Source organism: Ignatzschineria larvae DSM 13226 (assembly GCF_038500265.1).
GTDB classification, from domain to species: Bacteria; Pseudomonadota; Gammaproteobacteria; order Cardiobacteriales; family Wohlfahrtiimonadaceae; genus Ignatzschineria; species Ignatzschineria larvae.
On the sequence record NZ_CP150637.1, the window covers coordinates 1,467,815 to 1,491,867 of the forward strand.

General features: G+C 39.7%; 11 protein-coding genes. 7 read left to right on the forward strand and 4 right to left on the reverse strand.

The window, feature by feature from the left end; all coding sequences use genetic code 11:
* The first annotated feature begins 93 nt into the window (after nucleotides 1–93).
* Nucleotides 94–1,404, forward strand: coding sequence for a radical SAM/SPASM domain-containing protein (locus WMO13_RS06005; protein WP_169727763.1), 1,311 nt, complete (start codon nucleotides 94–96; stop codon nucleotides 1,402–1,404).
* Nucleotides 1,394–2,071, forward strand: coding sequence for a hypothetical protein (locus tag WMO13_RS06010; RefSeq protein WP_026878649.1), 678 nt, complete (start codon nucleotides 1,394–1,396; stop codon nucleotides 2,069–2,071). The genes WMO13_RS06005 and WMO13_RS06010 overlap by 11 nt, the downstream gene beginning before the upstream one ends.
* A gap of 50 nt (nucleotides 2,072–2,121) precedes the next feature.
* On the opposite strand, the gene WMO13_RS06015 is transcribed toward WMO13_RS06010, so the two are convergent.
* The 3 genes from WMO13_RS06015 to WMO13_RS06025 all read right to left on the reverse strand — a co-directional run bounded on the left by WMO13_RS06015 (nucleotide 2,122) and on the right by WMO13_RS06025 (nucleotide 5,944).
* The gene (locus tag WMO13_RS06015; protein WP_026878650.1) at nucleotides 2,122–3,486 is read right to left on the reverse strand and encodes a class I SAM-dependent methyltransferase; all 1,365 of its coding nucleotides are present in this window, start codon (nucleotides 3,484–3,486) and stop codon (nucleotides 2,122–2,124) included.
* A gap of 175 nt (nucleotides 3,487–3,661) precedes the next feature.
* Nucleotides 3,662–3,928 carry a hypothetical protein gene (locus tag WMO13_RS06020; RefSeq protein WP_026878651.1) on the reverse strand — a complete coding sequence of 89 codons (267 nt, stop codon included), beginning with the start codon at nucleotides 3,926–3,928 and terminating at the stop codon, nucleotides 3,662–3,664.
* Between the two features lie 321 nt (nucleotides 3,929–4,249).
* Nucleotides 4,250–5,944 (reverse strand): DEAD/DEAH box helicase, encoded by a 1,695-nt coding sequence (locus WMO13_RS06025; protein ID WP_084331455.1) that lies wholly within the window; start codon nucleotides 5,942–5,944, stop codon nucleotides 4,250–4,252.
* A 300-nt stretch (nucleotides 5,945–6,244) separates the two neighbouring features.
* On the opposite strand from WMO13_RS06025, the gene trxA reads away from it, so the two are divergent.
* The 5 genes from trxA (at nucleotide 6,245) to WMO13_RS06050 (ending at nucleotide 11,617) form a co-directional block, all read left to right on the forward strand.
* Nucleotides 6,245–6,568: a thioredoxin gene (gene trxA, locus WMO13_RS06030; RefSeq protein ID WP_026878652.1), complete on the forward strand. Its 324-nt coding sequence runs from the start codon at nucleotides 6,245–6,247 to the stop codon at nucleotides 6,566–6,568.
* Nucleotides 6,569–6,897: 329 nt separating this feature from the next.
* Nucleotides 6,898–7,999, forward strand: a protein-coding gene (gene prfB, locus WMO13_RS06035; protein ID WP_156923258.1) for a peptide chain release factor 2 whose coding sequence is annotated in 2 segments (ribosomal slippage) — nucleotides 6,898–6,972 and nucleotides 6,974–7,999 — 1,101 coding nt in all. Because the reading frame shifts where the segments join, the coding sequence is not laid out codon by codon here.
* Between the two features lie 54 nt (nucleotides 8,000–8,053).
* Nucleotides 8,054–9,412, forward strand: coding sequence for a DNA repair protein RadA (gene radA, locus WMO13_RS06040; protein ID WP_026878654.1), 1,359 nt, complete (start codon nucleotides 8,054–8,056; stop codon nucleotides 9,410–9,412).
* 271 nt (nucleotides 9,413–9,683) lie between these two features.
* Nucleotides 9,684–10,907 carry a sugar transporter gene (locus tag WMO13_RS06045; RefSeq protein WP_034855485.1) on the forward strand — a complete coding sequence of 408 codons (1,224 nt, stop codon included), beginning with the start codon at nucleotides 9,684–9,686 and terminating at the stop codon, nucleotides 10,905–10,907.
* Nucleotides 10,908–11,020: 113 nt separating this feature from the next.
* On the forward strand, nucleotides 11,021–11,617 hold the full coding sequence (locus tag WMO13_RS06050; protein ID WP_026878655.1) for a LemA family protein: 597 nt from the start codon (nucleotides 11,021–11,023) through the stop codon (nucleotides 11,615–11,617).
* Between the two features lie 146 nt (nucleotides 11,618–11,763).
* Here WMO13_RS06050 and WMO13_RS06055 read toward each other — a convergent pair whose 3' ends face one another.
* Nucleotides 11,764–23,958, reverse strand: a complete 12,195-nt coding sequence (locus tag WMO13_RS06055) for a hypothetical protein (RefSeq protein WP_342386819.1) — start codon at nucleotides 23,956–23,958, stop codon at nucleotides 11,764–11,766.
* Nucleotides 23,959–24,053: the final 95 nt, after the last annotated feature.

Sequence of the window (24,053 nt, forward strand, 5' to 3'; positions counted from 1 at the left end):
AATAATGAAAAAAAACATAAATAATAAAAAGTTATATTTTATAACTACTGTGGACGTATTTTGTAACGTTAACTTACCATGCCGTTAAATTACATGGTTAATTTAAAATTACCTTATTGGGTTACAAAAACAGAAAAGGGCCACCAATTAATACTATTTAATTGGTGGAATAATTTTAGTGTTCAAATATATGATAAATATCATCCAGCCTATCAATATATAAATCAAAATTCTATTGGATATAAAACAGATAAATATATTGATGACATTAATTGGCTAATTAATAATAAATTTATAATTGAGTCAACAGATGACCCAATTATAATTAAAGAGGAAAAATTTAACTCCGAGATTTTGCATCTGATTTTATTGCCGGCAGGTGAAGCATGTAATTTGGATTGCGTCTATTGTTACGAAGATCATGATGATAAAAGTAGAATGACAATTGAGCATGCCGATATATTATTAAAAATGATATTAAAATTAAATAAAAAGCATGTTCATATAGAGTATTTCGGGGGAGAACCTCTATTAAATATTAATTTTATTTCATATTTTTCAAATTTAATGAGTAATAAAAATATTAGTTACTCAATTTCTATTACAACTAATGGCACTCTCCTTAATGAAAGTACCTTCAATACTCTCTACTCATCTAATGTAAAATCATACCAAATCACTTTAGATGGGCTTGAAGATAAACATAACGAACTTCGAGTATCCAAAAGCAAAAATATTAACTCCTTTAAGTCCGTAGTTCGTGCTATTGAAACATTAAAAAATTCCAACAAAAATGATATTAGAGTAGTCCTAAGATTAAATGTTAATGAATCCACAATAGATGATGGGTATTTAACAATATTTGGGAATTTTATTAAAAATCTTGTTCCCTCGGATGACCCTAGATTTCTTATCTTACCCAAGCCTATATCTGACTATTCACACCTTAATTTAAAAGATAATGTTTCAGCACAAACTAGCTATTGTAAGGCCTCCAATACTGTAATTCGTAAAATAGAAGAATATCTAATTAAGAATAATTTATTATCAGCTTCATCCTTTCTAGCAACCAATAATTCTGGATATTGTTGTTACGCAGGTAATGAAAATAGCTTAGTTATAACGCCAGATTTTTCTATTCGAAAATGCACTGTTGCAATGAATGATCCTATTAATATAGTTGGCAATGTTCTACCCAATGGAAGTATTATAAAAAACAATAATTTTCCTATGTGGACTAAAGATTACTCGGATTCTAATTGTAAAAGTTGCTTTTTACAAAAAAGTTGTCAAGGAAATTCTTGTCCTTTAGCTAATATCAAAAATTCAAAAAAAATATGCCCCCCTTTAAAATCTGATGTCAGTTTTTTAACAGAACAGGTGATGAATTATTATGAAAAATGAAATGATTAAAAAAGATTATTTTGGAAAACTATTTACTGCTTCTATTACAGGTGATGCTCATATTATAATATTGCCCTCAAATATAGGTAAGAACTACATTGAAGTAAAATTAAATTCAAATAATCAATGCTATGAATTCAAAGATGACATTTTCTTATTTAAAAATGATGATCATATTAATCAAGAAGAATTGATTAATTCTTTTAAAGAAAAGTCAAGTATTCTAGGTGGTATTGCTAATGCTCTCAATTACGTAAAATTAAAAAAAAGTACTGACTTACCAATTGAAATAAATATTTACATTCATGATACTGATAAATTAAATATAAAAGGTGATAACATAGACATAGTTTTCTCTATCCTAGATATAAAAATACCCTGTGTTTCTATTGATTGCAGTAATTTAAAATTTGAAAATAACATTTCTTCCATAAATAACTTGATTCTAAAATCATCAAACTTAAATGGCATTTTTTTATTCAATAAGTATAATAATAATATAGATATTATATCTAACAATGCAAAAATAGAGATTATAAAAAATAACTTTAATGGCTGTTTAAATATCAAATCCAATAATTCAAAATTCCAAGATGAATTATCAGGGGACTCGTCGGTCGGTGAATTCAAAGCTATGTTCAATAATTCAAAAATTGATTTAAAATAATCTCCGTCCCTCAAAAGATATATCTATATTTTTTTGAGGGAGTGTTTTATTTACAAATGATGCGCATAATCGTGAATTGAGAAACCTTGTAGCGCCTCTTCAAAGTTTTTACCTACCGCTAACACCTTAAAGCGCTCACCCATCTCTTCAGGGTGAATGAGGTGCTGTACCCGTTTTGAGAGCTCAAACCAAGCTAATTCTCGGGCCACCTTACTTTCAGTATCATCGCCCGCTCCCCCTTCTGCTTCCACTGCATTCGCCTGATTCTCCTCAATACGAGCCTTTTCTTTGGCAATCATCGTTTGTAGATGATTCCCCATTAAGAAGTACGCTTGTGCGGTATAGCCTAAAAACTCCAATCCCATATCCACTAAAATCGTCGCTACTTCTGTAAAATTTACATTCGCAGTGAGATCTTGTAACCCTGGATAGAGATAGAAATCTTCGTGAGCACGATGCTTATAATGGGCGATTAAGGTTCCGGTCATTCGTTCAGGGCGATAATACTCTTTCTCGTCATAGCCATAATCGATGAAGAGCGCAACACCGCGCGCTAAATGGGTAAAAAATGGGGCTAGCCACGATTGTAACATCGGGCAATATTCGCTCTCATACCCGTCTGGAAAGTGAAACCCTTTCTCCACTAACGATTGATAATAGGCTTTGAGTGCGCTATCTGCTTCTCGTAATTGAGGTGCAAAATGCAGTGCCGAATCCTGTGAGAAAGTTGAGTTTAATTCTTCTGTAGAAGCGATTTTATCTGATGATGGCTCTTGACGCTCCCTATTTTCAGAAAAAGGGGATAACGTCACATCCACATAATAGGGTTTGCCATCGACAATGCGAAAACGCTCAACCGGAAGTGCATCTAAAACCTCATTCGCTAAGATCACCCCTTCCCAAGCGGATTCCGGCGGTACTTCAATCCATTGTACTTGGGCAATATAATCTGGCAGATATTCTGTTAAAAGCGCTTTTTGTCTTTCTCGTAAATTAGGGGAGACTTCTAAAATAAGATATTGCGCCGGCAATCGATTTTTGTCCGCAAGATGGAGCAGAAGATCCTTCGCCATTGTGCCATTGCCTGCACCAATCTCTAAAATTTGCCAATCATCAGAGAGATGTTGACTTACCTCGACCACCTGCTCTGCAAGAGATTTTGAGAAAAATGGCGAGATCAGTGGCGCGGTAATAAAATCCCCGTCCCGCCCAAATACTGCCTGTGGACCTGTGTAGTAACCATATTGTGGATGATAGAGCGCAAGTTCAAAAAAGCGAGAAAAAGGAATCGCACCTTGCCGTTCAATTTCCGAAGCAATCTCCGCCACTAAAGCCGATGACAATGCATAATCTTCCGCTGATGGTTCTGGGAAATTCTCAATATTGGCTTGCTCGGCATCCGTTCTAAATGTCACACATAGCTCCTCTAGGGGTTTAATACAATACTCAGCTCAGATAAAATCAATAGATCAATAAACCAATACTACTCAATTAATAACATTAAATTGATAGTACTTGAATTAGTAACACTTGAATTGGTATTAAAAGGTATTACAGTAAATAAATGGATATAAGTTAATTGCTACAGATCTACAACGCTGTAACAGAGCCAAATCCACGGCTATTCCGTTTAATACTCACTGCTTGCCCTGGATAGACCGCTACTTCCCCTGAAACAATCACCGGAATATGCTTCTTATCGGTAGTTTCCACATCAATTTCACTATTACCTTCTTCGTTCATCACGATCGAAACCACTTTGCCTTTCCCTGAATAACTCCCTAAACCATCTTCTAAACCCGTTGCACAGCCGGCAAGTAATAATAGTGTTGATCCGATTAACATTAATTTTTTCATTGTAGATAATCCTTCTTATCTCATTATAATTTTAGGGTTCTTTACGCTATTCGTAAAAGTATTCATAAAAATAGTTATAAAAGCTTCTGAAAAAGTGATGTAAGAAAAAGCTATTTGAGAAAGCCCATTATAGAGCCCTTTGCATTCTCTATAATAGAAAGAGATCTCCCTAATAGTAGAGAGACCTTTTTGAGTATAACAGAATTAACTTAACGCAAACTTAACACTGACTGAATCCCCCATCTAGGCATCGATTCATATCTACCGAAGAGATAACGAATGACATAAAATGAATAATGATAGCCATTACCCTCGCATTAACTATAATTCCGTTCCTTCTGATTTATTCGAATTCACTTGATTAGGTCGGCGATTACGACGCAGTGTTCGACGAGGACGACGCTGTGTTTTACGCTCGTTATTTTGTCCTTCGCCCTGATCCACCACCTTACCATTATTCGCTGATGCGACATTATCCACTTCACTGTTTTGCGAATTCTCTTGCCCTTCTTGTCTTCTACGAGGTGTGCGGCGCGGTGTCCGAGGCTTACGACGATTACTGTTCTCGCCATTAGTATCATTCTTTTGATGATCGTTAGTGGGTTGCCCTTTGTTTTCGGTCTGCACACTATTTTGGGCATTCTCTACGATTTGGTCACTCGCTTTTGTCTCATCGTTATGACCGGCATTATCATTACGATTATGGCTATTACGAGCGCTATTACGGGGATTGTTACGATTATTGCCTCGCCCCCGATTATGATTGCGCTCATTACCTTGATGACCATTTGCAGAACGCGGTGTACGACCTTTACGAGGATATTTACGTTTCTCTGCAGTCACTTCGGGCGTAATAAGAAGCTCTTCCGTAATAACCGCAACAGGAATCTCCTCTTTAATATAATCTTGGATATCCATTAAAGAGTAGACATACTCTTCACAAGCAAAGCTAATTGCCGTACCTTCAGCACCTGCACGAGCCGTTCGGCCAATACGATGAACATAATCTTCCACATCTTGCGGTAGATCGTAATTGAATACGTGAGAAACAGCTGGAATATGTAAGCCACGTGCAGCAACATCCGTTGCGACCATAATATCTAGCTCACCATTTTTAAATTCTTCAAGCAGTTTCTCCCGGCGGTTTTGCGGAATATCCCCTGACAATACCGCTGCTTTAAAACCATTGACATTTAAGGTATCAAAAACCTGATCCGCTGCCCGTTTAGTATTCACAAAGACGATAGAACGCTCCGCTTTTTCTTTCTTTAAAAGTCCAAAGAGAAGCGGTAATTTTTCATCCGATGAGACATGATAGAGCTGCTGCGTAATTCGTGCGCCGGTCACTTGCTCCGATTCTACTTTAATCGTTAAAGGATCGCTCATATGTTCATAAGCAAGCTCTAAAATCCGCTGAGAAAATGTGGCTGAGAAGAGCATATTTTGACGTTCTGTCGCTTTCGGCATCTGTTTTAAAAGGAAACGAATATCATTGATAAAGCCTAAATCAAACATCCTATCTGCTTCATCTAATACAAATACTTCTACACTGCGCAGATTAAATTTCCGCTGTTTAAAGAAGTCTAAAATCCGCCCCACTGTCCCAATGACAATATCAGGATCCGCTTCTAACGCTTCACTTTGAGTGCCATAAGCCGCGCCACCATAAAGAAGTGCATATTTAAGTCCGGTATAACGACCAAGCATTTTCGCATCATCATAGATCTGAACCGCAAGCTCCCGAGTCGGTGCCATAATAATGGCATAAGGGCCTTTCTTCTCTTCCTCGACCGGCGTTGTCATCAAGTGGTTTAACGTTGCTAATAAGAAAGTGGCCGTCTTACCGGTTCCTGTCTGTGCTTGGCCTGTGACATCGCGCCCTTTCAGTAGATCGGGTAATGCTTTTTCTTGAATCTCGGTACAAAATTCGTACCCATTATCTGCTAAGCTCTCTTTCAGTGAATCGTGTAAATCTAAATCTGCAAACTTCATCGAAGTTAAATGTGGTTTTCCCATAGATGACAACTTAAACCCTTAATATATAAAATGTAATAGTGATTATAATCCCGTTCATTATATCGTTTATTGTTATCGATTCAACTGAATAAACAGATCCCTACAATGCCCGTTTCCATGCTATTTCTATAAAATTCTTTAATCACTACATTTGAAAAATATTATTCAACCTAAACCTTGTCATTTACCCTGTTTTCGGTTGTAATAGCTTTGGTATTATCATATTTTATATAAGAAATTCCAAATCTAATTTTGGATATCTTGATCAAATTCAATCCAATTCATTAAGGAGAGTTAATAATGAGTCAGTTAATCAATGCAACCGATGCAACATTTGCAGATGAAGTACTCAAAGCAGATCTTCCTGTTCTCGTCGATTTCTGGGCAGATTGGTGTGCACCTTGCCGAATGATTACGCCTATCATTGAAGCTGCAGCAGAAGAGTATGCAGGCAAATTAAAAGTCGTTAAACTAGACGTGCAAAATAACCAAGAGGCTGCGGTACAATTCCAAATTCGTAGTATTCCTGCACTCATGATCTTCAAAGATGGCAAAATTGTAGGGCAACACGTTGGTGCATTAAATAAAAACCAATTAGCGCAATTTATCGATAGCCATATCTAAATAATAGATATCTCGATAAGCAATATTCGTAAACTTCTTACAGATATTGCCTTTAGTGGATCGCTAACATAAAGATAAACCGATGACAGATTTCTCTCATCGGTTTTGTTTTGTCATATTTTTTGTTTTATCAGCTTATTTCAGAATGATGAGTATCAATGGTATCAAGGGTAGCAATACTCTCCACAGCTTCTCTAAGGACTAATGAAAAACAACATCTCTATTGAAGATCAAGTATAATAGTGGGTTTTCATAAGAATCAAAAAGAATCAAATTCTACTCAATCCCACATAAACTAGCCTAATAATTCACATAAGGGTGCTATCGACATGGAACTGATTAATACACTCAATCATACTATTGATGATCTTTTACAACGAGCCACCGATCTTCGGAGGTATCTTTGACTTCGATCAGAAGCAAGAGCGCTTAACCGAAGTCTTAATGGAACTTGAAGATCCTAATATCTGGTCTGATAATCCTGAAAAAGCCCAAAAACTTGGACAAGAACGCGCGACATTAGATGATTTTGTCAGCGGTATGATAACACTTGATACAGCGCTGAAAGATGCTAAAGAATTAGTAGAACTCGCGGCACTTGAAGAAGATGAGGCAACACTAGAAGCGATTTCTGATGATCTTAAACAATATCAGAAAGAGATTGAGGCCTTTGAATTTAAGCGAATGTTCAGCGGTGAAATGGATGCTTGTAATGCCTTCTTAGATATTCAAGCAGGTGCCGGCGGAACGGAAGCACAGGATTGGGCTTCAATGGTGCTACGGATGTATCTAAGATGGGGGGAAGATCATGGTTTTAAAACAGAACTTCTTGAAACCTCTCCCGGCGATGTTGCCGGCATTAAATCGGCGACTATTCGATTTGAAGGGGATCATGCTTACGGCTGGCTTCGGACTGAAACAGGCGTACATCGCTTAGTCCGTAAGTCGCCATTTGATTCTAATAATAAACGCCATACCTCATTCTGCTCCGTCTTTGTCTCACCTGAAATTGATGAAAATATCGAGATTGAGATCGATCCATCAGATCTTCGAATTGATGTTTACCGCGCTTCAGGTGCCGGCGGTCAGCACGTTAACGTCACAGAATCCGCCGTTCGAATCACCCATATTCCGACAGGGGTTGTAGTGCAATGCCAAAATGAACGCTCACAACATCGCAATAAAGATGTAGCTATGTCGCAGTTACGCTCAAAACTTTATGAGCTAGAGTTACAGAAAAAACGCGATGCTGCCGATGCACTTCAAGACTCAAAAGCCGATGTAGGCTGGGGAAGTCAAATTCGCTCTTATGTCTTAGATCAGGCAAGAATTCGCGATGTTCGTACAGGATATGAAGTTGGAAATCCACAACCGGTGCTAGATGGTGATCTCGATCAATTTATCGAAGCAAGCCTAAAAATGGGATTATAAGCTACACTTTATTACGATCCATCTATACATCTTCTATTCTCAAGGAGTTTGACAATGAGCAAAGAGAGAAAACAATTTGTCTGCCGAGATTGTGGCGCTATTGCCACTAAATGGGCAGGGCAATGTTTAGAGTGCAAATCGTGGAACTCCATTGAAGAGATGGTTGTTGAGAAAACCCCTACTCGCTTATCCGGTTATTCAGGAACTGCGGGTACAGAAGGTGTGCAGATATTAACGGATGTCCAAAAAGAGGAACTCTCCCGCTTTCCAACCGGTCTTAATGAATTAGATCGAGTATTAGGCGGTGGCTTAGTACTTGGTTCAGTGGTTTTAATTGGTGGCGATCCAGGAATTGGTAAATCTACTATTTTATTGCAGACCTTAGTTCATTTAAGTCATAGCAATAAAAATGTGCTCTATGTGACGGGTGAAGAATCCCCAAGCCAAGTCGCATTACGCGCAGATCGATTACAACTTGATGGTTCAAAACTGCAGCTTCTCTCCGAAACAAATGTAGAAAAGATCCTACGGGTTGCAGAACCAATGAAGCTTGATGTGATTGTCATCGATTCTATTCAAACAATCTTCACAGAGCTTCTTAACTCGGCACCGGGGAATGTGGCACAAGTACGGGAAAGTACCGCGCTACTCACTCGTTTTGCTAAACGAACCGGCGTTTCAATCTTCCTTGCAGGTCATGTGACGAAAGAGGGCGCAATTGCCGGCCCTCGTGTACTTGAGCATATGGTTGATTGTGTTCTCTACTTTGAGGGAGAAGTGGATTCTCGTTTTCGAATTATGCGCTCTTATAAAAATCGTTTCGGCGCACTTCACGAAATTGGGGTCTTTGCTATGACGGAAACAGGACTTCGCCCCATTAGCAACCCCTCGGCGATCTTCCTCTCTCGTCAGCCTGAAAGAAGCTCCGGCAGCGTCATTATGGTGACTCGGGAAGGAACTCGCCCACTTCTCATCGAAATTCAATCCCTAGTAGATGATTCACTCGGAGGCCAACCTCGGCGGGTTACGCTTGGTCTTGAACAGAATCGCCTAACAATGCTTCTTGCAGTCCTTCATCGTCATGCGGGCATTGCGATGATGGATCAAGATGTCTATGTCAATGCGGTAGGCGGTGTAAAAGTTACAGAAACAGCTTCTGACCTTGCCGTTATCGCTGCCGCATTTTCAAGTTTTAAAAATATTATTCTTCCTTCTGATCTTGTGATCTTTGGGGAAATTGGGCTTGCCGGAGAAGTTCGCCCTGTACCTCATGGTGAAGAGCGTCTCAAAGAAGCGGCAAAACATGGCTTTAAACGGGCCATTGTTCCTATTGCCAATAAACCGAAGAAACCGATTCAAGATATGGAAGTGATTGGCGTTGCGAAGATTAATGAATTAATGGATCATCTATAGTGTTCTTCAAAATAGCCTTTATTCATAAATAATTTCAAATAGATTACGCCCGATCAAACAAGAAAAATAATGTGACTATTGGCTAATTGAATAGAAATATCTATCTATTATTGAAAGATATTTACACTAAAATTCAATGCATCTATTAGGAAGTACGATAGAATAAGAGACTATTTTTTTCATTATTGAGTAGCTATTAATGGATTATTATCCTTTAGGATAAGACAGCAGATAAACGCTCTATTTTTCAACAAACAATCAAGGTAAAACAATGTTACATGCATCTCAAGATAATAAGCAATTTAATCTTGCTTGGATAAGAGTAATTGCGCTGGCTATTGCCGCTTTTGTCTTCAACACCACTGAATTTGTACCTATTGCTCTTTTAACAGATATTGGTGCTAGCTTTGGAAAAACTGCGGAACAAACAGGAATTATCATTACTATTTATGCGTGGATTGTAGCACTAACATCACTCCCCTTAATGTTATTGGTTGGAAAATTTGAACGAAAACGTCTATTAAGCAGTGTTTTCATTCTCTTTATCATTAGCCATCTAGTAACATTTATGGCGAGTAGCTTTGAAATATTAGTAATCGGACGAATCGGCGTTGCAATTTCACATGCCATCTTCTGGTCTATTACAACAGCATTGGCCATTCGAGTTGCACCGAATGGAAAACGCTCTCAAGCACTAGGAATTTTAGCAACAGGAACGGCTCTTGCAACTGTTCTAGGAATTCCTTTAGGTCGCATCATTGGCCAAATGATTGGTTGGCGTTATACTTTCTTACTGATTGGAGCGGTAGCCCTTGCTACGCTTATTATTCTCTACTTTATCCTCCCTCGTCTACCGAGCCAAAATGCAGGATCTGCAAAAAGTGTTCCGCTTCTATTCAAACGCCCTGCTCTAGTCGGCATTTTCTTTATTGCTGCAATCGCTGTTTCAGGTCATTTTACTGCTTACAGCTATATTGAACCTTTCAGTGAGACCGTTGCAAACATTAGCCCTAATCAGACCACCTTACTTCTCTTAATTTTTGGAGGCGCAGGCATTATTGCAAGTATGCTTTTTAGCCGTTTAAATGGTAAATTCCCCTTACTCTTTTTACCCGGTGCAATTGCCTTAATTATGCTTTCGCTAATTCTTGTCTTACCGAGTACCCATATTCCTAATGGCATTCTCTATTTATCTGTACTTTGGGGAATCTCTTTTACCTCTTTAGGTTTGATTCTACAACTAAAAGTCTTAGAACTAGCACCTGATGCAACAGATATTGCGATGGCAATCTATTCAGGAATCTTTAATATTGGTATTGGTGCAGGCGCATTAATTGGCAACATTGTGATTACCAAGACCTCGTTAGTAGAAGTTCCTCTTTTCGCATTTGCAATTATGGCTGTTGCCCTTGCCGTTGCGAGCTTCAGCTTTATACGATATAAAGCGGCTTTCCTTAAAGGAGCCGCAGTCACTCAAGATATTGTAATTCATTAATGGACTCATTACTCTCTAAATAAAATATTAAATTTTTATTTTTAAAAGAGATTTAGATACTCATAAATGACCACTATCAAACAAAATTTAAAGGATTTTAAAGGATATTTATTATGAATAAACCTGCCAATTGGGCTTTTATTCCTATTGCTTTGATTGTCATCATTGTTGGATTTCTCTCAATGGGATATTACAACACTATTCAAGGTTTAGCGGAAAAACAGAATGCTACTGCAGCTGAAATTATCAATCAATATCAACGCCGAGCAGATCTCATTACGAACCTTGCAAATACCGTGAAAGGTTATTCCAATCACGAGCAATCCATCTTTACTGATATTGCTGATTCACGTGCGAAACTCGGTTCAATGCAAATTAATCCCGACGATTTCAAAGATCCGGCGAAGCTAGAAGCCTATGAAGATGCACAACAAACGCTACAATCGCAACTCTCTAAATTGATGGTGATTGTAGAAAATTATCCTGACCTGAAAGCAAGTAATCTTTATCAAAACTTGATGGTGCAACTAGAGGGGACGGAAAATCGGGTAGCTGTTGCCCGCAATCGCAATATTGAAGCCGTTCGGGAGTATAATACGCTGATTCGCCGATTTCCTTATGTGCTACTTGCTAAAGTATTAGGTTATAGCCCACTACCACAAATGAGTGCAACTCCCGGTATCGAGCAAGCGCCGGTAATCTCTTTTTAAGAAGAATGTTGTAAACAATAAAATTATTCACTAAAGAAAAGCCCAATACTTCTTCAAGTATTGGGCTTATTGATTAATCACGTATCAATAGATGATCGGAATGAGGTCAATATCCTTATCAACCCTCACACTCTTTTAAAATATACCTACAATGGATCTTTCTCAAAGTTATAACGAAGACCAAAGTTGACAGAGATATCCCGATAGCTATGAGACCCCCTACGATAGCCAACGCCTCCCCAGAGATTTAACCCTGGTTTTACTTCTCCTTCGACTCCAGCTTTGATCTCACCCACATTTTTCATTCCTCTTAACTCCGCTTTTTCTCCATCAAACGAAGTATAGAAAGGTTTAGAATTATGATAGTAATTCACTTCAAGATAAGGATTAATCTTATGACCATTTTCAAGCGTTTTCTCCATAAAGAGGCGTACTCCTAAACGGGTTTCCAGATTATTTTCACTCCCCGTAATATGTGTACCGCTATGATCGGTCATTCCTTTCATATGCGCGCCCATCCAAGTCAACTGTCCTTGCGGCTGGACATAGATATCCTGATCAATCTGCCAGGTGTAACCTGTTTCCACGGATCCAATAAATCCACGAATCTTCATCGTTTCATCTTGAAGGCCTTCACCAGAAACTTTATTTCTAAAGTTGACGTATTGCACATAGCTATCGAAATAAGAGCCCTCTTTCAATTGATCCCCTAGAGTCACATATGCCCCTAATCCAAATCCATTACTTCGGCCTTTGGCTGAATAGTGACGTTGACGCTGCTGTTTAGCATCAATGCTACTGTGTCCATAAGCCGCAAATAGACCTACGGTAATTGGGGTATTCTCATCCAACTGATCTTTAATCAGATCACCCCCAACCATCATTCTAAAACTGTCAACGGTTACCTTATTCCCTTTATTACGGTCATAAGCTTTGCTGAAATCTCCTCCTACAATTGTCCATAAACGACTCGAAGGATCGAGATAGTTACGATCAGATAACTGATGTGCAAAGAGTCGGTTTGCCGTATCTAAGCCTGCAGTATAGACAGCCGTTTCAGGTCGTAATATTGGACCATCTCCATTGCCACCAGAACCGTTACCGCCAGATCCGTTACTGCCGGAGCCATTGCCTCCAGAACCATTGCCTCCTGATCCATTACCACCGGAGCCATTGCCTCCTGATCCATTACCACCGGAGCCATTGCCTCCTGATCCATTACCACCGGAGCCATTGCCTCCTGATCCATTACCTCCTGATCCGTTACCGCCAGATTCATTACCGCCAGATTCATTACCGCCAGATCCATTACCGCCAGAACCGTTACCACCAGATCCGTTACCGCTGGAACCATTGCCGCCTCCAGATCCGTTTCCTTCAGATCCGTTTCCACCAGATCCGTTACCGCTGGAACCATTGCCGCCTCCAGATCCGTTTCCTTCAGATCCGTTTCCACCAGATCCGTTACCGCTGGAACCATTGCCGCCTCCAGATCCATTACCGCCGGAGCCATTGCCTCCAGATCCGTTACCGCTGGAACCATTGCCGCCTCCAGATCCGTTACCGCCGGAACCGTTACCGCTGGAACCATTGCCGCCTCCAGATCCATTACCACCGGAGCCATTGCCTCCTGATCCGTTACTGCCGGAACCGTTACCGCCAGATCCATTGCCTCCAGAACCATTGCCTCCAGATCCATTACTGCCTCCAGATCCATTACTGCCTCCAGATCCATTACTGCCTCCAGATCCGTTTCCTTCAGATCCGTTTCCTTCAGATCCGTTTCCTTCAGATCCGTTTCCTTCAGATCCGTTTCCTTCAGATCCGTTTCCGCCAGTATCATTCACTAACCACCAATTGCCATCATCTTCTTTCACTAAGAAATAATCGTAAGCACCGCGAACTACTCGACCATGTTGTTTAAGATCTAATGTATTCACTTTTCCACCAATAGTGACGACTTCCACCTTTTTAGTGCCATCTGCCAATTCTTTTAAAGGTTGGCCATGTATATCATTCACTTGTAGCGAGCTATTTCCTTCGGCATTTCCGGTAATGATTAAGCGGCCGGCCTCTTTACCATTACTAGCAATACGAATCAAACTGCCATCAACAGCCTTAAAATCTCCAAAAATCGTAAAGTCCCCTAAAGGTTCTCCTACTGTACGGGACATTGTGCTACCTACATTCAATTGTCCTTGTAATAGCACATGACCTTTTACAGAGCCATAACCGCCTAATAGACCGTTATCTGCAACGGTAATAGTGCCATCACCATTACCATAAATCGCATCTTTTACGATATTCATACGACCATTTTGGACAGTGGTATTGATACCCACAGACTGACTGCCTTCGATAGTTAATTCATCATCAGCTATTTGACCTACAAAGTTTAATTTTCCAGCAGTTCCTAAAAGCGTGCCACCTTTCAATGTACTGCTTTGTCGGATTGTTAGATCTCCTTCATTAATATTGAGTATTGAGCAATCACTGATCGCTAAAGTATCCACAATCTGAGATTTACCACTCAGATCAAAATGACCCTTGTTAGAGATGGTTAAATTACCTGATTTACCAAAGACATTATTCATCCCTGCAGTAATTGAAGTTCCATCAATTAAGGTGTTGCCGGTATAACTATTTTCATTCCCTGATAGGATTATTGCTTCACTGCCCTTAAAGATAAACCCACCGTCACCAACAAGCTCTACACGAAGATCTCGGCTATCCGTTTTCACATTATCTAAATTAGATAAAACAACCACATTCTTATCGTTAAAGGCTTTAAGCTCATCAAGCCCATAGTTGAGATGAATGCCCTTATCATCAGTTTTAAGGCCATTAAAACCATAGTAGGCTTGGCCGGCATCGTTCTGAATGAACGCAGTACTTTGACCTACATCTTTCGATTCAATCAATTTCCCATCTTTATCCGCTAAGAAGATCGCTTCAAAATCGGGATTCACCACGCCATTATTATCTTTAACAACCACTTTACCTGAGATTAAAGTTTCTCCATTTTCACCAAACTGTTGGTCTAAGAATGAGATCTTTTGATCTACATTACCTAAATCTTTATCATGAATGGGAATAATGCTTGGATCGACTTGGATCTTATTTTGATCTCCCATCAATGAAATGGTATCGGTCACAGTCAGATGATTAAAGCGCTTCTCATTAGTGACGGTATTCAATGTTATGGCACCTTTATCAAATGTGAGATTTGCCAAAGATTTACCATCTTCCATTAAGGTTGCAGAACCGCCAATCAATCCAAGCGATGCTTTCTCAATGGTCGATAAACCATTATTATCTAAGGATAAATCTCCTTGTTTGACATTAAAATCGCCTACAAAATTATCGGCAGGATCTTTCTTAAGTGCGATCGTGCCTTCGGCACCAACATTGATCATGCCATTGCCGGTAAGACCATAGTTGATATTGTAATCTTCTTCTCGATCCGTCACTGACCAAGTAGATCCTTCAGTAAGATTGAGAAGCCCGTCGAAGCCATCATGCTCGCCAGTCACATTGAGTGTATTACCATTGAGCTTAATTTCACCATCGCCGGTAAAGGCATTCTTGAAATCGCCACTTACTGTTGAGTTAGCAAAATTGAGCTTTCCGGCAATATCCACTAATCCGGTTCCAAGATTACGCAGACGATTGACATTAGCTTGAGCCTTTTGCGCAATATTCACCGCTCCAGCATATTCGCTATTGTTCCCTAAAAGATTGATATCGCCCTTATTCAGGTTAAGGATATTATTGCGATCTTTCCCAGTAAGGTTATTAGCAAAGTTGCCACCACCATTGATCTCAACTTTATTTGCTCCAAGCAAATTGAGATTCCCTTTACCAAGACCATCAGCACTCGCTAAATTGACAACAACGTGAGATCCTAAGTCCACTGTTGAGGCTAAATTCGCATTACTCGATTCAACATTTAACGTTCCTTTCTTGATGGTAAGAGAGGATTGGTTTGTTCCGTTTAAAGATCCCTTAAAAGTAGAATCTTGCTTGCCAGTTAAGGTTAAGTGCCCACTATTCAAGTTGAATGTCGACCCTTCATTTTGCATTACACCATCGGCAATTTGGGAAAACTTATCTAAATCAAGATTGCTAATACCGGTAAAGATCAATGCCCCTTTCTGACCGAGTGCATTATCTGCGCCGAGCGCGACTTGACCATCCTCAAAGGTGGAATCCCCTTGGTAATCATTATGTTCGCCAGTAACCGTGATCGCTTGATCGCCGGTATAGGTAAAGCCCCCTTTGCCGGTGAGCTTCACTGAGAGCATTGTTTCTTTTGAACCAGTACTATCAATCGTGACCGCTTTATTTAATTTAGCTGAAAGCGCAGCTAAGCCATAGCTAGCGTGAATACCATCATCAGCAACTAACTTACTGTAATCGTAGATCGCATCACCATTATCTTCCTGCCCGACAATGGCTTTTTTGACACCAAAGATACCACTGACCACATTTCCTTCTCTGTCCACTAACGTGATCGACTCTTTATTACCGGTGACGTTGCCGAGTGCAAACGTCTCTCCTAATGTGAGTTGATTTTGCTGATCAAGAAGCGTGCCCTCAGGCTTAATCGCTTCAATCGCTTGGCCTTTACCTAAGAGCTCTTTATTGTCGATTTCAACTTTCGTGTCGCCTTGGAGCACAATACCACCGCTTGCGGTTAGGATATTAAACTTCCCATCTTGATCTGTCACTTTTAGGGTGCTGTTATCGAGTGTGAGAGAACCGACAGTTAACGCATTCTCAACGGTGCCTTTGGTATCTTCTAACAGATGAAGACCAGCTTCTTTCAGTGCTTTCTCTGCAGTGGTATTGAGCACTAAATTCCCATTATGTACTTTGAAATGCCCCTTGTAATTTTGATTTTCAGTTTCATTTTTAAGAGTGATATTTTCTGCAGAAGCAACATTGATCATGCCATTGCCGGTAAGGCCATAGTTGATATTGTAATCTTCTTCTCGATCCGTCACTGACCAAGTGGCATTATCGGCGAGATTGAGTAAGCCTGTAAATTCATTGTGTTCACCAGTCACATTGAGAGAATTACCTTTAAGTAAAATCTCCCCATCACCTTTAAATTGATTATTAAAATCACCAGAAGCCTCAGAATTAAAAGCAAGATTACCGGCAATCCCGATCACACCGGTTCCTAAGTTATTAAGCGCATTGACATTCGCGGTAGCATCTTTAGCAATATTGATCGCGCCGGCGTAGCCGCTATTATCTGCACCGAGATTGACCGCCATTTCATTACTATTCGCATTAATATTGAGGGTATTAGAAGCATCGCCGGTGAGTTTATTGGCAAATTGACCATCACCATTGAGGTTAATGATATTGTTGCCGGCCTCTAATTCTTCGGCATTCAGATCAATATCACCAGAACCTAAGCTATTTGCGTGCGTTAGATTCAATGTAACATTGCTATCAAGATCAATGGCAGTTTTTAGTTCAGCATTAGAACTCTGAACATTCACGATGCCTTGCTTAATATGGAGCTGTGAATTTTCTAATCCTTCGATTATTCCATTAATTTCAGAAGTCTCATTGGCAACTAACTGTAGAGTTCCCCCATTTAAGTTTAAAGTAGAATCCTCAGAGATATTTAAGGTATCAATCTGCTGTCTAAAGTTTCCAAGATCAAAGAGTGATTTACCATTAAGATCAAGGTTACCTCCAACCCCAAAGACTTGATCCATTCCGGCGGTTATCTGGGTGTTATCAAGAATTGTATTACCGGTATAGGTATTGAGGTTACCCGAGAGCGTGATCGGTGCATTGCCGGCAAAGGTAAATCCACCTTCTCCTGTTAAACGCACGCGCAGATCGCGACTCTTGGTTTTGATCTCCTCATCATTAGAAGTGATCAATACGGCCCTATCTGTCTGCGCAACAATTTCATCTAAACCATAGCTGAGATAGATCTCTTTTCCTTCCGTACGAAGACCATTAAAGCCATAATATCCCGTCCCGGCACCCTCTTGAATAGACCCAGTACTATGCTCTAGATCTTTTCCCGTAATCAATTTCTTATTGAGATCTGTGAGGAAAATCGCTTCAAAGTCTTGGTTAATCTCACCACTATTATCTTTAACCACAATCTCATTACCGGATGAGAGTAGAACCTCCCCTTTCGCACCAAACTGTTGGTCTAAGAATGACGGATTCCCGGCAATAATCTCATTAGCATCAACACCTTTCTTCTCAAGTGATTCTTTATTAACACCGATATAGTTCTTATCACCTTCTAAAATGATTGTTTCCGTTACTTTGAGATGATTGTTAATATTAACATTTTCCGGAATTGTTAAATAAATAGTCCCCTCTTTCATCGTCAAGTTTTTGACCGACTGATTGGAAACGGTTAAATGAGCTTCTCCGCCGAGTAGACCAAGATTTGCTGTTGTTAAAGCATCAAAAGCCTTTTGATTAAGTTGCAATCCCCCATTATGGACATTGAAGGTTCCGTTGAATTCTTTCGGATTACGGCCGGCTTCGGGCATAAAATTGATAACACTGTCAGCCACCACACCGATGGTACCGCTTCCTAAAAGATCATAATTAATATGATAAGAACCTTCTTTTTCAATACTGAGGTTGGCATCTACCCCTAACGTTAAGGAACCTGTAAAATCAGTATCATCTTTCGCCCCGAGCATCTTAATCTGATTATTGGTCAAGATAATCTCGCCAGTTCCAGAAAATGCATTGCGTAAATCCCCATTCACACCTTCATTAAAGTGTAAAGTGCCATCAATTCCTAAGAGCGCTTCGCCTAAGTTGTTGAGATGGTTTACATCTGCTTTTACTTCCTTAGCAATCACCATCGTTCCTGCAAAATGGCTATTATCTCCTAAAAGATTGACCTCGCCTTGATTGATATTAACAACACTTTGGACACCTTGACCTATAAGATTATTAGCAAAGTCGCCCATCCCATTAATATTGAGGGTAGCGCCATCTTGCAAAGTCATTTGCCCTTTTCCTAAGCCATCTGCCTGAGTCAAATTAGCCGTCACTGCCGAACCAAGATTAATCGCTGAAGCTAACGACCCATTACTCGATTCAACATTTAACGCGCCATTCTCAACTGTTAAGGAAGATTGATCGGTTCCGCTTAAAGCCCCCTTGAAAGTAGAATCTTGCTTGCCCGTTAAGGTTAAGTGACCACTATTCAGATTGAGCGTAGAATCCTTATCCTGAGTTGCGCTATCAGCCATTTGTGAAAATGTATCTAAATCAAGGCTACTAGCACCGGTAAAGATCAAGGCCCCTTGCTGACCGAGCGCATTATCTGCACCGAGCGCGACTTGACCCTCTGCAAATGTAGAATCCCCTAAGTAATCATTATTTTCGCCAGTAACTGTGATCGCTTTATCGCCGGTATAGGTAAAGCCACCATCGCCGGTAAGCTTCACAAAAAGCTTCTGCTCTTCAGCACCAGTACTATCGATTTTGATGGACTGATCCTTATTTGCCGAGAGTGCTTTGAGTCCATAACCTGCGTGAATCCCGGTATCATTAGCGACTAACCCCGTATAATCATAGATACCATCGCCGGCAGTTTCCTGCCCTTTGAGCTGAATATGAATATCCTTCACTTCTGTAATCTCATTACCAGCCGCATCGATCAGGGTAATCGTCTCTTTATCCCCTGAAGTTTTCCCTTTGGCAAAGAGCTCACCGAGATTGGCGATATTTTGTTGATCTAATAATCCTTTATCGGTATCAATTTCGGCATTGCCTAATTGAGATTGATTGTTAATTTGTACTTTTGTATCACCTTTGAGCGCAATACCATTCGTTGCGGTAAGAAGATTGAACTTGCCATCGGATGTGGTGACTTTCAAAGTACTGTTATTAAGCTCAAGCGAACCAACAATTAAGTCATTCTCAACCGTTCCTTTTGTGCCGGCTAATAGATGTAGATTCCCCGTTTTCAGCGCATAACCGGCTGTAGCATTGAGCAGTAAATTTCCTTGTTGAACATTGAAGTTACCGCTATATGACTGATTCTCTTTTTTGTGATTCAACAAAATATTTTGCGCTGTACTCACATTCACTGTGCCATTGCCGGCAAGGGCATAGTTGATATTGTAATCCTCTTGTCGATCCGTCACTGACCAAGTGGCATTATCGGCGAGATTGAGTAAGCCTGTAAACCCATCGTGTTCGCCGGTCACATTGAGAGAATTACCTTTAAGTAAAATCCCCCCATCACCTTTAAATTGATTATTAAAATCACCCAAAGCATCAGAATTAAAAGCAAGATTACCGGCAATCCCGATCACACCGGTTCCTACATTATTAAGCGCATTGACATTTGCTGTCGCATCTGTAGCAATATTGATCGCGCCGGCATAGCCACTGTTATCTGCACTCAAGTCAACCGCTTCTTTGGCATCATTCGCATTGATATTGAAGGTATTAGAAGCATCGCCTGTGAGTTTATTGGCAAATTGACCGCCGGCATTGAGATTAATCGTGTTACTGCCCTGATTCAATGTAATGGCACTTGTACCTAAAGCATCGGCTTTTGCAAGATTGAGCGTCACTTTCGTGCCAAGATTCACACTACTTTGAAGCTCACTATTACTTGAATTAACATTGACAATGCCTTGATTGATATTGAGCTTAGACTTTTGAGTTCCTTGAAGTGAACCATCAATTGTTGAGGTTTTTGCATCTAAAAGTGTTAAAGTTCCTCTGTTAAGGTTAAGCGCCGAGTCTTCGTTAAGATCGAGCTTGCTCACCTTTTGGGTATATTGATCAAGATCGAGTTTCGCGCCTTTCCCAGCTTCAGTTGTCAGCGTTAATGCTCCTTGCTGACCAAAAATATTGTGGCTTTTTGCGGTAATATCAGTACCAACAATATCAGTATCTCCTTTGTAATCATTGGCAAAACCATCAATGACAATCGCTTTGTCCCCTTTGAAGATAAAGCCCCCATCGCCGGTCAGTTTAGCGCGGAGAATATTCGAGATTCCTGTCACATTTTCTGTGGTAGATAAGACCTCGATATTTTTAGCTTGATAAGCTTCTAATACGGCTAACCCATAGTTAAGATGGATTCCTTCATCATTAGATAAAAGCCCATTAAAACCATAGTAGGCTTTCCCATTCCCACTTTGAAGCACCCGGTCACTCATCTCTACATCTTCTGCACGGATATAATTCCCATCTTTATCTGCCAAGAAGATCGTGCCGGCAGTTTTATCCACCTTACCAAAAACAAGCGTTTCCCCAATCACCCCAAATTGCTGATCAATAAAAGAGGGTTTTCCAACAAAACTCGAGCCCCAATCAATATCGTGCTTCTCCACTGATTTTGCAGAATCGACTTTGATCAAGTTATCTTGCCCGACAAGTTTTACCGTATCAGTAACATAGAGATGGTTTGATCGATCACCATTCTTAAAAGGCTCTATATAAAGTGCGCCATTCTCAAAAGTAAGATTCTTCACTTTCTGTCCATCAAGCATCACATTCGCCTGCCCCCCTTTTAAGCCTAAAGAGGCATTAGTAAGAACATCAAAACCGGTTTGATCGAGCAACAGCTGTCCTTTAGTAACATCAAAGTTCCCAGTGAAAGTTTTGTTACCGGCATTTTTAAGTGCAATGGTTCCGCCGGCATTTACCGTAGCCGTTCCATTGCCGGCTAAGGCATAATTAAGGTTATAGTTATCTTTTTGAGTCACATTCCAATTGGCTTTCTCACCAAGATTCGCAACACCGGTAAAACCTGCGTGATCACCTTTAATATTAAGCTTATTATCAGTTAATGTAACAGTTCCTGCACCTTTTAACGTATTATTAAGATCCCCATCGATACCGCTATTAAAATATAAAGTACCGGCAATCCCGATTATTCCTGTTCCTAGATTATTCAGTGCTTTGACATTGACTTGCGCTTTGTCAGCGATGTTGAGTTCACCGGCATACTTACTATTATCCGCAGTCAATGTAATGGCGCCATCTGTGCCATTAATATTGAGTTGGTTAGAGCTATCACCCTGCACACGATTAGCAAAATCGCCGGCACCATTGATTGCAATCTTATTACTACCTATAAGATTGATGTTTCCTTTTCCTAAACCATCGGTTTTAGCAAGCGTTGCGGTAGCTTTTGAGCCTAAATTAATCTCTGCTTTTAATGTATCGTTACTCGAATTAACGGTTAAAGCACCTTGATTGAGGTTTAAACTCGAATCTTTTCCACCCTGTAATTGTCCCTCAATCAGACTCGCCTGATTAGCAGTCAGCGTTAAATTCCCGCTATTAAGATTGAGTACTGAATTTTGATCGATCGTGGTAAAACTCGCATTTTGTGCAAATGTCGCAAGGTCTAAGTTGCTCTGATCTTGCAAGAGTAACGCGCCCTGCTCTCCTAATGCGTTATTCGCGCCAAGCAGTACTTGACCACTCTTTAGTATCGAATCCCCGAGATAATTATTCTCACCATTTGTTACCGTGATCAATTTACTGCCAGTATAGGTAAAACCACCATCTCCGGTCAGTTTAACAAAGAGTTTTTGCTCCTTTGCATCACTACTATTAATCGATACCGATTGATTTTTATTTGCTGAAAGTGCCGTTAAACCATAGCCAGCGTGAATGCCGGTATTATCAGCCACTAAACGACTATAATCATAATAGGCAGTCCCTTTACTCTCTTGCCCTATGATTGGTTTGGAAGTTTTCACCACATTCGTAATGGCACTACCGCTACTATCGACCAAAATAATTGAATCTCGATCACCTTCTGTTTTTCCTAAGGCGAAAGTTTCACCTGTAACCAATTGATTCTGCTGATCAAGAAGCGTTCCTTCTGGTTGAATACTATTAATCGCCGATGTTTTCCCTAAGAGATCTTTATTAGCAATCTCAACCTTATTATTCCCCGTTAAAGTGATGCCATTGGTCGCTGTGATGAGATTAAATTCATTATTACTATCCTGTACCACTGATAACTTACTATTATCAATCGTTAAACTACCCACGGTGACATCATCGAGTACTTTACCGGAACTATTGGTACTATTGAGAATAAGATTCGCATTACCAAGCACATTTTGGCTCAATTTATCAATATTAAGCGTACCTTGAGCTACCGTAAACTTACCAGTAAAACCCTGATTTTCTTTATTATTTTTAAAAGCTATTTCTTGGAGAGGAGTACCTGTTTTTATAATAACATTCCCTTCCCCTTTTAATTGATACTTAAAATTATAATTACCTTTCTGGATGACACTCCAAGTGGACTTAGGTGTTGCAATATTAACGATACCATCAAATAGTGAATGATCACCGGTTGCTTTAATGAGATTTTCTCCAACATTAATAACACCACTTGATCGCAGCGCATTACTAAAGCTATTCACTTTATTATTTGAAAACGTAAGAACAGCTTCGGGTTTCACCCATACGGTTCCTGATGGGCCAAAAGCATTATCAGCGGCAACGGTCGCCTCCTTACCGTTTGTGATCTCTGTTGTTCCTGTAAATTTATCTTGAGATTGATCAAAGCTATTATTACCCTTTATAGCAAAATATCCGGCCCCGACAAGTGTATTTAAAAACTTACCATCTGCTAGCGTTTCTAATGTCCCATTTTTCTCTACATTTAAGGTTGAAGCGCCGTAAGCATCAAGTTTATAAAGACGCAGTACGGTTCTATTCTTGCCATTACCGACATTTATAATTCCTTTATAATCAGGATTAGAAGTTTTGGCATTCATATCGACGTTATTTAAATTATAAATTCCTGTTCCATCCGATATGAGTCGTAAATTATCTCCTGATGTGTAATGACTTTCATTAACCCCGATATTAACAATCGCACCGTTTTTTAGAGAAATAAAACCTTTTTTTCCTCTATCAAGATCTAAAGCATCAATGCCTGTTTTATTAAAAAAGTTCGTATTATAAACACTCAGTGTCGATTGATTATCTAGCTCTATTCCACCGATACTGCCGAGAAATAGTGTACGCGTATTCATTGCACTTTTATTATCTATTTTAATAATAAAAGAATACTGTGTACCACTATCAGAAACACCTACATAAGCCCAGTCATTAATATCTAAGGCACTTTTATTATTAATAAGCGTATAGTATTTTTTATTTTCTGAAGGTGTAATGCCTGAAGGATCATAGCCCGTATAGAATCGTCCGTTCACGATGAAATTACTATTATCCATCGTAAAACTTGGAATATCAGCATTTCCTCCATTATTAATCCATTTTATCTCTCTTTTATCAGCCTCATTCGAGCTGAAAGATAGAGTATATGTTTTATTCTTCATCGTGAAAGGGTCATTAGTATAGTAAAAGGCTCTATCTGTAGCTGTCCCTTCATTTTTACCATTATTTAATAATTCTTTTAAGCTTTCTGCATAGC

Excerpts from the sequence above, each read along its gene's own strand:
- WMO13_RS06005 (WP_169727763.1), top strand. The coding sequence starts at position 94 with ATGGTTAATTTAAAATTACCTTATTGGGTTACAAAAACAGAAAAGGGC.
- WMO13_RS06010 (WP_026878649.1), top strand. The coding sequence starts at position 1,394 with ATGAAAAATGAAATGATTAAAAAAGATTATTTTGGAAAACTATTTACT.
- WMO13_RS06020 (WP_026878651.1), bottom strand. The coding sequence starts at position 3,928 with ATGAAAAAATTAATGTTAATCGGATCAACACTATTATTACTTGCCGGC.
- WMO13_RS06025 (WP_084331455.1), bottom strand. The coding sequence starts at position 5,944 with ATGGGAAAACCACATTTAACTTCGATGAAGTTTGCAGATTTAGATTTA.
- trxA (WP_026878652.1), top strand. The coding sequence starts at position 6,245 with ATGAGTCAGTTAATCAATGCAACCGATGCAACATTTGCAGATGAAGTA.
- radA (WP_026878654.1), top strand. The coding sequence starts at position 8,054 with ATGAGCAAAGAGAGAAAACAATTTGTCTGCCGAGATTGTGGCGCTATT.
- WMO13_RS06045 (WP_034855485.1), top strand. The coding sequence starts at position 9,684 with ATGTTACATGCATCTCAAGATAATAAGCAATTTAATCTTGCTTGGATA.
- WMO13_RS06050 (WP_026878655.1), top strand. The coding sequence starts at position 11,021 with ATGAATAAACCTGCCAATTGGGCTTTTATTCCTATTGCTTTGATTGTC.
- WMO13_RS06055 (WP_342386819.1), bottom strand. The coding sequence starts at position 23,958 with ATGAAGAATAAAACATATACTCTATCTTTCAGCTCGAATGAGGCTGAT.